Annotated in this window: 10 protein-coding genes; 9 read left to right on the top strand and 1 reads right to left on the bottom strand. The window is 57.4% G+C overall.

Translation table 11 applies throughout. The features are described from left to right. Positions 1-176 precede the first annotated feature (176 nt). The 7 genes from lepA to acpS all read left to right on the top strand — a co-directional run bounded on the left by lepA (position 177) and on the right by acpS (position 6,390). A complete protein-coding gene (gene lepA / locus IT895_RS10535) occupies positions 177-1,991 on the top strand; it encodes a translation elongation factor 4 (RefSeq protein WP_085918789.1) in 1,815 nt (604 codons plus the stop codon). Positions 1,992-2,006: 15 nt separating this feature from the next. Further along, positions 2,007-2,801 (top strand): signal peptidase I, encoded by a 795-nt coding sequence (lepB, locus tag IT895_RS10530; RefSeq protein WP_199283440.1) that lies wholly within the window; start codon positions 2,007-2,009, stop codon positions 2,799-2,801. A gap of 61 nt (positions 2,802-2,862) precedes the next feature. Further along, the gene (gene rnc / locus IT895_RS10525; protein WP_066320021.1) at positions 2,863-3,555 is read left to right on the top strand and encodes a ribonuclease III; all 693 of its coding nucleotides are present in this window, start codon (positions 2,863-2,865) and stop codon (positions 3,553-3,555) included. After that, positions 3,552-4,451: a GTPase Era gene (era, locus tag IT895_RS10520; RefSeq protein ID WP_085918787.1), complete on the top strand. Its 900-nt coding sequence runs from the start codon at positions 3,552-3,554 to the stop codon at positions 4,449-4,451. Before rnc ends, era begins: the two co-directional genes overlap by 4 nt. Before the next feature lie 8 nt (positions 4,452-4,459). After that, a complete protein-coding gene (recO, locus tag IT895_RS10515; protein ID WP_199283439.1) occupies positions 4,460-5,152 on the top strand; it encodes a DNA repair protein RecO in 693 nt (230 codons plus the stop codon). 32 nt (positions 5,153-5,184) lie between these two features. Continuing rightward, positions 5,185-6,009 carry a pyridoxine 5'-phosphate synthase gene (gene pdxJ, locus IT895_RS10510; RefSeq protein ID WP_199283438.1) on the top strand — a complete coding sequence of 275 codons (825 nt, stop codon included), beginning with the start codon at positions 5,185-5,187 and terminating at the stop codon, positions 6,007-6,009. Positions 6,010-6,012: 3 nt separating this feature from the next. Further along, positions 6,013-6,390 (top strand): holo-ACP synthase, encoded by a 378-nt coding sequence (gene acpS, locus IT895_RS10505; protein ID WP_085918784.1) that lies wholly within the window; start codon positions 6,013-6,015, stop codon positions 6,388-6,390. A gap of 24 nt (positions 6,391-6,414) precedes the next feature. Here acpS and IT895_RS10500 read toward each other — a convergent pair whose 3' ends face one another. Beyond that, positions 6,415-9,111 (bottom strand): ATP-binding protein, encoded by a 2,697-nt coding sequence (locus IT895_RS10500; RefSeq protein WP_199283437.1) that lies wholly within the window; start codon positions 9,109-9,111, stop codon positions 6,415-6,417. 92 nt (positions 9,112-9,203) lie between these two features. On the opposite strand from IT895_RS10500, the gene cysM reads away from it, so the two are divergent. Together cysM and IT895_RS10490 are read left to right on the top strand one after the other, a co-directional pair. Continuing rightward, positions 9,204-10,100, top strand: a complete 897-nt coding sequence (cysM, locus tag IT895_RS10495) for a cysteine synthase CysM (protein WP_199283436.1) — start codon at positions 9,204-9,206, stop codon at positions 10,098-10,100. Further along, a complete protein-coding gene (locus IT895_RS10490; RefSeq protein ID WP_085918781.1) occupies positions 10,101-11,501 on the top strand; it encodes a TRAM domain-containing protein in 1,401 nt (466 codons plus the stop codon). Positions 11,502-11,532 lie beyond the last annotated feature (31 nt).

Genomic DNA, 11,532 nt, shown 5'->3' with positions numbered 1-11,532 from the left:
TCTCTATAACGGCAGTCCGTTTTCACTTAACGGGCTGTCGTTTTTTTTGCTCTTTTTTTTGCACATAGCACCGGGACCGTCGTAACGGTACAATGGCGTCAAATTTCTACTGCGTATACCACAGCAAGACTGTTAACCGTACATGGTTGCGTACATATACCGGATAAAAACGGCCAATGACCCAAGAAACAGTTAGCAAAATCAAGCACATTAGAAACTTCTCGATCATCGCGCACATTGATCACGGCAAATCCACCCTATCAGACCGGTTGATTCAAACCTGTGGTGGTTTAACCGAGCGCGAATTGAAAGAACAAGTGCTTGACTCGATGGATATCGAACGCGAGCGTGGCATTACCATCAAGGCTCAGTCGGTAACGCTGGACTACACCGCGTCCGACGGGCAGGTCTACCAGCTCAATTTTATCGACACGCCCGGGCACGTCGACTTTTCTTATGAAGTGTCCCGCTCGCTTTACGCCTGCGAGGGCGCGCTGCTGGTTGTCGATGCCGCTCAGGGGGTTGAAGCCCAGTCGGTTGCCAACTGCTACACCGCCGTTGAACAGGGCCTGGAAGTATTGCCGGTGCTGAATAAAATCGACTTGCCCCAGGCCGACCCTGACAGGGTGGCTCAGGAAGTCGAGGAAATCATCGGCATTGATGCGACCGATGCCTGTCAGGTGTCCGCTAAAAGCGGGATTGGCATCGATGAGCTGTTAGAACGTCTGGTACGCGATATACCGCCCCCCAAAGGCGACCCTGACGCCCCCTTGCAAGCGTTGATTATCGACTCGTGGTTTGATAACTACCTTGGGGTTGTGTCGTTGGTTCGCCTGTTTGACGGTACGCTGCGCAAAGGCGACAAGATCCGAATCAATTCCACAAATAGAGATTGGAATACCACTGAAGTGGGTATTTTTACGCCGCTGCGCAAACAGACCGATATTCTGCGTGCTGGCGAAGTGGGCTTTATCGTGGCGGGTATTAAAGACATTCACGGTGCCCCGGTGGGTGATACCATTACGCATACCAAAACACCGGATGTGCCCAGGCTGCCAGGCTTTAAAAAGGTCAAACCGCAGGTGTATGCCGGGATCTTCACCGTCAATTCCGATGATTATGAAGATTTTCGCGATGCGTTGGAAAAGCTGGCACTTAACGATGCCTCGCTCGAATACGAACCTGAAAATTCGGATGCGTTGGGCTTTGGTTTCCGGGTAGGTTTTCTTGGCACGCTCCACATGGAGATCATTCAAGAGCGCCTGGAACGTGAATACGATCTGGACCTGCTGACGACCGCTCCCACGGTGGTCTACGAGCTTTCCATGAAAAATGGCGATCTCCTTTACGTATCGAACCCCTCCAAGCTGCCCGACATGGCCGACGTTGAGCAAATGCGCGAGCCCGTTGTGCGAGCAAGTATTCTAGTACCCCAGGAGTTTGTCGGGAATGTGATTTCCGAATGTGAACTCCGTCGCGGCACCCAGCTGGACATGCAGTTTCTCGGCAACCAAATCCAGTTGACCTACGAATTACCGATGTCTGAAGTCGTGATGGACTTTTTTGATCGATTGAAGTCTATTTCACGGGGTTACGCGTCGCTTGAATATAATTTTGAGCGTTTTGAAGCGGCCCAACTGGCCCGCCTGGACGTGCTGATTAACGGTGATAAAGTAGATGCCCTCGCGGTGATTATTCACCGCGATCACGCCCACTCGCGGGGTCGACTGCTGGTGGAGAAAATGAAAGAGTTGATCCCCCGGCAAATGTATGACGTGGCGATTCAGGCCGCTATCGGAGGGCAGGTTGTGGCGCGCTCCACTGTCAAAGCGCTGCGTAAAAACGTGACGGCAAAATGTTACGGCGGTGATGTTAGCCGTAAGAAAAAACTGCTGGAAAAACAGAAAGCTGGTAAGAAACGTATGAAGCAGGTCGGTCGGGTGGAGATCCCCCAGGAAGCCTTCCTTGCTGTACTCAAGGTTAACGACTAAGGAAGACGTCCACCCATGGATTTTGCATTACTGCTGGTACTTGCCGTTGCGCTTTCTGGCGTTATCTATTTGCTTGATGTGGTTTGGCTGCGTCCCAAGCGTCGGGAGCGTGTCGAGCGCGCCGACGCCAATACCCAAGAGGGGTTGGACCCGGCCACCCGGGAAAAGCTGCTTAAAGAGCCATGGCTAGTCGATTATTCGCGCTCATTCTTCCCGGTATTGCTGGTCGTGCTGGTGGTACGCAGCTTTATCGTTGAGCCGTTTCAAATCCCTTCCGGGTCGATGCGTCCGACCCTTGAGGTGGGCGACTTTATTCTGGTCAACAAGTTCGCTTATGGCCTGCGCCTACCGGTCGTCAATACGCGGTTCCTTGAAGTCGATGATCCTGAACGTGGCGATGTCATGGTGTTTCGCTTCCCTGAAGAGCCCTCGGTCAACTTCATCAAACGCGTGGTAGGTCTGCCTGGTGACCAGATTCGCTATGAAGGCAAACAGCTGTACATCAATGGCGAGCCGGTGCCCAAGGAGCTGATGGAAGAGAGCGCGACTCAGCAGCCGTTATTTGAAGAGCGTTTAGGTGACGTGGAGCATTATATCTATAACAACCCCCGTGATCCCGGGCCGCAGATGCGTGAGGTGGAGGTGCCCGAAGGCCACTATTTCACCATGGGCGACAACCGCGACCACTCCAACGACAGCCGTTACTGGGGGTTTGTGCCTGAAGACAATATTGTCGGGCGCGCCTTTGCTGTCTGGATGCACTGGGATGGTGGTCTGCCAAGCTTTACCGACGTGCGCCGTATTGAGTAATGAAAACAATCGTCATGTATAACCATTTATTTTTAGTCGACGTCAATGACGTAGGGGCCCCGTGAGTACTTCGTTAACCGCTTTTTGCCGACGTATTGGCCATACCTTCGGCGATATTACGCTGATAGAGCTGGCCATGACCCACCGCAGTTACGGCGGCCGCAATAATGAACGCCTGGAGTTTCTGGGCGATTCCATCGTCAATTTCGTGATTGCGGAAGCCCTTTATGAGCGTTTTCCGCAGGCCCGTGAAGGTCAGCTATCGCGCCTGAGGGCGCGTCTGGTTAAAGGACAAACGCTGGCAGAGCTGGCCAGGGAAATGACTTTTGGTGAATGCTTACGGTTAGGCTCAGGCGAAATGAAAAGCGGCGGGCATCGCCGGGAATCGATTCTGGCGGATGCGGTAGAAGCGGTGATCGGTGCCATCTACCTGGATGCAGGCATGGATGCCGTTCGCGAGCGTGTCCTGTCATGGTACGCCGAACGGCTGGCGGGTATATCGCTGCAGGACACCCAGAAAGACCCTAAAACACGGCTGCAGGAATTTCTTCAGTCTCGCCAGGCGGCGCTACCCCGCTACGAAGTGGTTAGCGTCAAGGGGGAGGCTCACGCCCAGATGTTCACTGTGGAATGTTACATTGATCTGCTGAGCGAACACACAACGGGCAAAGGCCCCAGCCGTCGCCACGCAGAACAGCAAGCCGCTGAAGAAGCGCTCGCCCACCTTGAAAAACGTCCTGGAGACAATGCATGAGCCAGTCCTGTGGATTCGTTGCGATTGTCGGCCGCCCCAATGTCGGCAAATCCACTTTGATGAATCGTATTCTGGGGCAGAAGATTTCGATTACCTCCCGGCGGCCGCAGACCACACGCCACCAGGTGATGGGGATCAAGACGGAAGGCGACGCCCAGTTTATTTACGTCGATACACCGGGCATGCACATCATGTCCAAAGATCGCAATAAAGCGATTAACCGGTTCATGAACCAGGCGGCGACCCAGGCCCTGCGTGACGTTGACTGTGTCGTGTTCATTATTGACCGCACTCGTTGGACCGATGAGGACCAAGCGGTGCTTAAGCGCCTTGAACACGTCGATGCGCCCATCATCCTGGCGGTTAACAAGGTGGACCGTCTCAATGACAAAAGCGACCTGCTCCCCTGGCTTTCCGAGGTGGGAGCGCGCCGTGAGTTTGCCGCCATTGTGCCCATTTCCGCCAAGCATGGTACCCAGGTAGATACCCTCGAGGAAGAGGTTGCCAAGCATCTTCCCGAAAGCATTCACTATTTCCCCGAAGACCAGATTACCGATCGTAGCCTGCGGTTCATGGCGGCTGAGCTGGTGCGGGAAAAAGTCATGCGCCAGTTGGGTGACGAGTTGCCCTATCAGATGACCGTGGAAATAGAAGAGTTTCGCGAAACTGAGCGCGTGACCCACATCAGTGCGCTGATTCTGGTGGAACGCCAGGGGCAGAAAGTCATTTTGATCGGTGAAAATGGCGAGCGCATCAAGAGCATTGGCCGTGAGGCGCGCCTGGATATGGAGCGTGCGCTGGGTACCAAAGTCATGCTGAATCTGTGGGTGAAGGTTAAACGTGGCTGGTCAGACGATGAGCGCGCGCTGAAGAGCCTGGGCTACGATCTCGATTGAGCATGGCAATGTCGGCGGAGCCGGCCTTCCTGCTTCACCGAAGGCCATACCGCGAAACCAGTGCGCTGGTGGATCTGTTGACACTCCACCATGGGCGTATCCGAGCGGTCGCCCAGGGCGGTCAGCGACCCACGTCAAAATCGCGCCAGCGGCTTCAGCCTTTTACTCCTCTTCTAGTAACCTGGCGAGGCGAACGTGAGCTCAAGCGGCTGAACCTGATGGAATCACGGGGAGCGACAGCGCTGTTGGCGGGCGAGGGCCTGCTTTGTGGGTTTTATGCCAACGAGATTGCGACTCGCCTGCTGCCGCTGGAACTGCCCGCAGGCAATGTCTTTGCCTTTTACACCGCCTTGCTGGAGGCGCTGCCGATGCCTGCCGCCCGTGCGCTGGCGCTGCGCCGTTACGAATGGTCGCTGCTGGAGGTCCTGGACGCCACGCCACGCTTCTGCACCCCTGACGGTGGCGCGCTCGACCCTCAGGCCCAGTACCGATTCGATGCCGCCAGCCGGGCGTTCATCCCGGCCGCCAAAGGGCTGGACGGTCGCACCCTACGCTATATTGATCAACATGACTGGCAGGAACCGACGCTTGCCAACGCGTTGAAGGCCGTCATGCGCGCCGCGCTGGCGCCGCATCTGGGGACCACTGCATTACGCTCCCGGGAATTGATGCGCGATCTTGCCCAGCGTCGCCAACGTTAGGTAATCATCCTTTATAAAACTGGAGGCCATTTATGCATCCCCCCCGGATACTGTTAGGCGTCAACATCGATCACATTGCCACGCTGCGTCAGGCACGCGGCACCCGCTATCCGGATCCCGTTCAGGCCGCGCTGTTAGCCGAAGAGGCGGGCGCCGACGGCATTACCGTGCACCTGCGCGAAGACCGCCGCCATATTCAGCTGCGCGACGTGAAGCTGCTGGCCGAGGTGCTCAATACGCGCATGAACCTGGAGATGGCGGTAACTGAAGAGATGCTGGCGCTGGCCGAGGACATTCGTCCGGCCCATGTATGCCTGGTCCCCGAGAAGCGCGAAGAATTGACCACGGAAGGCGGTCTCGACGTGGTGGGAGGCTTCGACGCCGTGGCCAGTGCCTGCCAGCGACTGGCGGCAGCCGGTTGCGAAGTGTCGTTATTTATCGATCCCGACGCGGACCAGATCGACGCAGCGCAGCGGGCGGGCGCACCGGTCGTTGAATTGCACACCGGGGCGTATGCCGAGGCGCGCCCGGGCAGTGAGACAGCCACGGCCGAGTACCAGCGGTTAACCGCTGCCGCCACGCACGCGGTATCACTTGGGCTGGTGGTCAATGCCGGCCACGGGCTGCATTACCATAACGCTGAGGCCATCGCCGCATTGCCGGGCATCAATGAGTTGAATATCGGCCACGCGATTATTGCACGCGCTCTCTTTGTTGGTCTGAAAGACGCCGTTGCCGAGATGAAACGGTTGATAATCGCGGGTCAGGAAGCCGGTCTGATGGCGGCGCTGGATGCTCATGACCATGAACATGAGGAGCAGCACGGTCATGTCCATGATGGCTGCTGTGGGCAGTGATCCGTGATCGTCGGTATCGGCTCAGATATAGCGCGGATAGAGCGTTTTGAGCGGGCCTTAAAGCGTCATGGACCGCGCTTCGCACTGCGTATCCTGGGCCCTGAAGAACACGTCATGTGGCAGCAGAAAGCGCATCCCGTCGCCTTTCTGGCCAAGCGGTTTGCGGCCAAAGAGGCTTTTGTCAAAGCGCTGGGCCTGGGATTGCGGCATGGGTTGCAGTGGCGCGATATTCAGGTGCTCAATGATGCCCTGGGCAAACCCTACTTTAACCTCCAGGGGGCTGCCGCCGAGAAAGCGTCAGCCGCCGGGGTGGCCGCTCTGCATATCACGTTAAGCGATGAAGATGACTATGCCATTGCGTTTGTAGTCCTGGAAAGCTAAGTGGTCCTGGAAAGCTAGGTCGTCCTAGCCAAGCGTGCCCCGCTGGGCAATGAGCTTGTCCATGGCCCGGTAAAGATCGTTGATGAGGGTGTCCGCATGGTCCAGCCCGCTGGTGCGCAGCCGGGTTTCCAGGGTCTCGACAATCAGTGCTAACTCGGGGGTCCCGCAGTAGCGGCTGGCACCGTTCAGGTCGTGGACGCTGTCCAGCAGCGCTTCAATGTCGCGCTGCTGATGAGCGGCATCCATGGCTTGCCGCGTGGCGGGCAAATTGTCGATCAGGCGCTTGATCTGGGCCCGTGCAATGTCATCCTTGCCGCCGGCCAGGCGTGTACCCAGCGTCAGGTCGATTACCGGTAACGTGGCAGATGTGGATGTTTCGCTGGGCAGCTTTTTAGTCGGCAAGGGCGCTGAATCCGGTGCGTCAATGCCCAGGAACCGGTTGAGCAATTGGTTCAAGTCATGTTCGTCTATCGGCTTGATAATCACGTCGTCCAGCCCTTCGGCCAGCCAGTGCTGACGCTCACTATTCAACGCGTGCGCGGTCACCGCAATGATCGGACAGCGGCTCCAGGCATTGCTGATGCGTCGCAGCGTCTGGGTGGCTTGGACACCATCCATCTCAGGCATGCGGATATCCATGAACACCATGTCAAACGTCTGCTCCCGACCAATCTTGATCGCTTCATGACCGCTTTCCGCCAAGGTAATGTGCCGACCGGGTGCCTCCAATAACGCACTGAGCAGTTGTCGGTTGGATGTATTGTCGTCGACAACCAATAATCGATACCCCTCGTCCGCGGCAGGTAACGCCGGAAGAGGAGCGTTTTGGAGGGAGGGGACTTCGCTGACCGACACCAATAGATGCGTCAGCGAGACAGCCAGTTGCGAACGGGTAAATGGCTTGCAAAGCAGCTCGCCTTTGAACGGAAAATCGAGTTTTGGCAGTTCAAAGCTTGACCCGTTGACCAGCACCAGTACGGGACACTCGGCGGCACGGATGATGTCCTGCCACTGGCTAAGCGCCTTGGGTTGTAAATCATCCTGGTCAAGACTGATGAGCAACAAATCGCTGGCCGCGTTGCTGGAAAGCGCGACCGGCATTGCTCCCCAGCGCTCCAGTAGATGATCCAGCACATGGCGCGTGGTGGTGTGTGGTTCGTGAACGCGGATGATCGGACCGTCAAGGCGCAGCTCTGGGCTGCGCTCGTCGGCGTGGGTGGCCTGGAGGGGCAGGGTAAAAGAGAACGTCGAGCCTTTATTCAGTTCGCTCTCGACGCTGATCTCGCCCCCCATACGGTGAATGAGCTGACGGCAGATGGTCAAGCCGAGCCCGCTGCCGCCAAACTGCCGGGGGTGGCTGGGCTCGGCTTGAGAAAAGGCGCTGAATAACTGTTGCTGGTGTTCTTCGCTCAGGCCGATGCCTGTATCGCTGACGCTGATATTCAGCACGACATGTTTGCCCGCATAGTGCTCCAGCATGACCCTGACGACCACATCGCCCTGATGGGTAAACTTGAGGGCATTGCTGAGCAGGTTATTGAGCACCTGGTGCAGTCTGAGCGGGTCGCCGCTGAGCGGTGTTGGCACATCGTCGTACACCATGGCCACCAGATGAAGGTGTTTACGCTGGGCTTCGGGGGCATGCAGGCCGAGAACCTCATCAACCAGCGTCACGATGTCGATATCGGCTTCTTCCAGGGTTAGCCGGTTGGCTTCCAGCTTGGAAAAGTCGAGCACATCGTTGACCAGCATGAGCAGGTTATCGCAGGCCCTATGCACGTGCTGTAGCCAATCGCGCTGCCGGTCATCCAGGGACGAACGGCCCAGTAGCCGACAAAATCCGATGATCCCGTTCAGTGGTGTACGGATCTCGTGACTCATGTTGGCGAGAAACTCCGACTTCACCGTATTGGCCCGCACCGCGCTGCGATGGGCCAAGTCGAGCTTGATATTCTGTTCTTCGATGGTCTCCATGGATTCCTGGAGTTCGCTGGTCGCCTGTTCGATTTGCGTTTGCATGTCATGTTTGGCGCTTTGGAGATGACGGGCAAGGGCATTGATCTGTTGGGCTAACCGGTTAAGCTCGACGGCGTCATGTGACATCGCCGTTTGCTCATAATCGCCCCGCGTCAGGCGATAAAGTGCATGGTTTGCCTCTTCAATGGGCCGCGTGACATAGCGGCTGATCGCAAAGGCAATCAGGAACAGGCAAAGCCCGAGAAGCATGCCGCCCAGGCTTAAACTGGCAATCATCTGATAGCGAGCAAGGTTTAGTGAATAGGTGTCAATCGTGGCTTCGAGCCACCCCGCTCGTGAGGGAGGCTCGTTGCCTGTCGTCGACGCCTCCAGAGGAGCTTGCAAGCGCCATCCATCATCAGTGGTGACCAGTTGTGTGGTATCGGGATATGACGAGAGCGGTGATGCTGAGTTGGTGCGCCCGCGCACCATGAGACGGTTTTTGTGATCATCGAAGATGGTGACTGAACTGATGCTCGGCTGTGCCAGGAAGGCGGCAACGTGGGTGTCCAACTGATCAATATCTGTTTCCAGTAACGCCTCTGCCATGTCGGGGGCAATGGCGTGACTGGCGCTTACAATACGCTCCTCTAACAGTGCGTGGGCTTTTTGGTCGTTTTGGATGATGAGCAGTATCGCCATGCAGGCATAGACCACAAGCGGAAGGCCAAGCAGCGCAAAAAGAAGTCGCGTGTTCAAAGACATGAAAGCAGCCTGCTGATTCAAGAGGGTTACCTGTCCAGTGTACGTTAGCACCGATATAATGTAGGTAACGATCACGATAAGGAATTGATGCGATGGATTATCCCACGTTAGAAGAGGTGGTTGGCAACACGCCGTTGGTGCGTCTGAAGCGTATCAGCGCGGGGCGCAACAATACCCTCCTGGCGAAACTGGAAGGTAACAATCCGGCAGGGTCGGTGAAAGACCGGCCCGCGTTGTCGATGCTCAGCGAGGCAGAAGCGCGCGGCGATATTACGCCCGGCGACACGCTGATCGAGGCCACATCGGGCAATACCGGGATTGCCCTGGCGATGGCCGCTGCCATTAAGGGTTACCGCATGGTGCTGATAATGCCCGAGAGCGCATCCGAGGAGCGTAAGCAGGCCATGGCAGCATTCGGCGCTGAGCTGGTGTCGGCAAGTAAGGAAGGCGGCATGGAAGAAGCCCGGGATATTGCCGACGGCATGATTGCTCTGGGGGAAGGCAAGCCGCTCAACCAGTTCGCCAATCCGGACAATCCCCTGGCCCACTATCGGACGACAGGCCCTGAAGTCTGGCGGCAGACGGGCGGCGAGGTAACCCATTTTGTCAGCTCCATGGGGACAACCGGTACCATCATGGGGGTATCGCGTTATCTGAAAGAGCAGAATCCTGCCATCCAGATTGTTGGCCTGCAGCCAGCAGATGGGGCGAGCATTCCGGGGATCCGGCGCTGGCCGCAGGAATATCTGCCAGCCATCTTTGAAGCGCCACGAGTGGATGCCACGCTGGATATTGCCCAGCACGAAGCCGAGGAGCACATGCGGCGTCTGGCGCGTGAAGAGGGCATTTTTGCGGGCGTCTCCTCCGGCGGGAGCCTGGCGGGAGCGCTGCGTATTGCCGAGCAGGTGGAAAATGCCGTGATCGTGTTTATCGTCTGCGATCGCGGAGATCGCTATCTTTCCACGGGCTTGTTTGCCCCGGAGGTATAGATGGCCATGCTGGGAAAACGGCGACCGCCGCGTCCCGCGTCGGGGCATTCCGGGCTGGCACGCCAACCCACGGCGAAACCCTCGAGCCAGTCGCCGCAAGAGTCAAACACGCTGGTGATAGAGCGCCTGGCGCATGACGGCCGGGGGGTGGCTCACAACGCCGAGGGCAAAACGGTTTTTATCGACCAGGCGCTACCCGGCGAGTACGTTGACGTGGCGGTTCACCAGACCCGCAAGCGCTACGACGAAGCGCACGTCAAAAATCTGCTGACCCCCTCGGCGCAGCGTGTTGCGCCGCCGTGCCCGCATTTCAGCCATTGCGGCGGCTGCGATCTTCAGCACATGACAGTGGCGGCGCAGCGCGAGCATAAAAGGGAGGTGGTTCGCGATTTAATGGCCCGCCAGGGAATCGAACTGGGTGAGATCGAATCGTTGCACGACGATGTTCAGGGCTACCGTCGGCGGGCACGCCTGGGCGTTAAGGTCGATGCTGACGGCCATCCACGGCTGGGCTTTCGAGCGGCCCATTCTCACAGACTGATCGACATCGAACGCTGTGTGGTGCTGGTCGATGGGTTGCAAGCGCTGATTGCTCCCTTGCGCGATCTGCTGGCAACGCTGGATGCCCCGCGTCAGGTTGGGCATATCGAACTGCTGGCGACCGCCAGCCAGCGAGTCGTTCTGGTTCGTCAATTGAAAGCCAATCCATTGGACGCCGAGCGCTGGCAGGCGTTTGCTGACCACCACCAAGTCGCTTTAGGCACCTGGTTAGGGCGTGAGAGCCCGAGACTGCATTGGTATGGTGCAGCGCCGGTACTGGAAGAGACCCTCGATAGGCCGGATGCGACGCCGTTGACTCTTCATTTTGCGCCTGGTGACTTTTTACAAGTCAACGCCGCCGTGAATCAGCAGATGGTCAATACTGCCATGCATTGGCTGGCGCTTTCGCCCGGCCAACGAACGATGGACCTGTTCGCCGGTATCGGTAACTTCAGCCTGCCAATGGCAGCGGCCGGAGCTTGTGTACATGCCGTGGAAGGCAGTCCTGCCATGGTCGAGCGGCTGGCGGATAATGCCCATCGAAATCGACTTGATGTGACGGGCCAACAGGCCGATCTCAGCGACCCGGATACCGTCGCCTCACTGCTCAAGGCCGAAGGTCTGGAGGCACTGGTGCTTGACCCGCCACGTAGTGGGGCCGAGGTCATTTGCCAAGCACTGGCGCGCAATCCGGTTGCCAGGATAATGTATATTTCCTGTGATCCCGCCACGCTTGCCCGTGATGCGGCACATCTTGTGCATGCAGGTTACCGCATCAACCGCGTCGCAGTGGCCGACATGTTCATGCACACTGCACATATGGAAACGCTGATGCTGTTTGAACACACTAAGTGTGCCTAAAACGTCGTTAGCCTCGGCAGCGGTGTCGCAA

Source organism: Halomonas sp. A40-4, from assembly GCF_015767635.1.
GTDB classification, from domain to species: domain Bacteria; phylum Pseudomonadota; class Gammaproteobacteria; order Pseudomonadales; family Halomonadaceae; genus Vreelandella; species Vreelandella janggokensis.
Note: the sequence above shows the minus strand (reverse complement) of the source record. Positions and strands in the feature narration are given on the sequence as shown.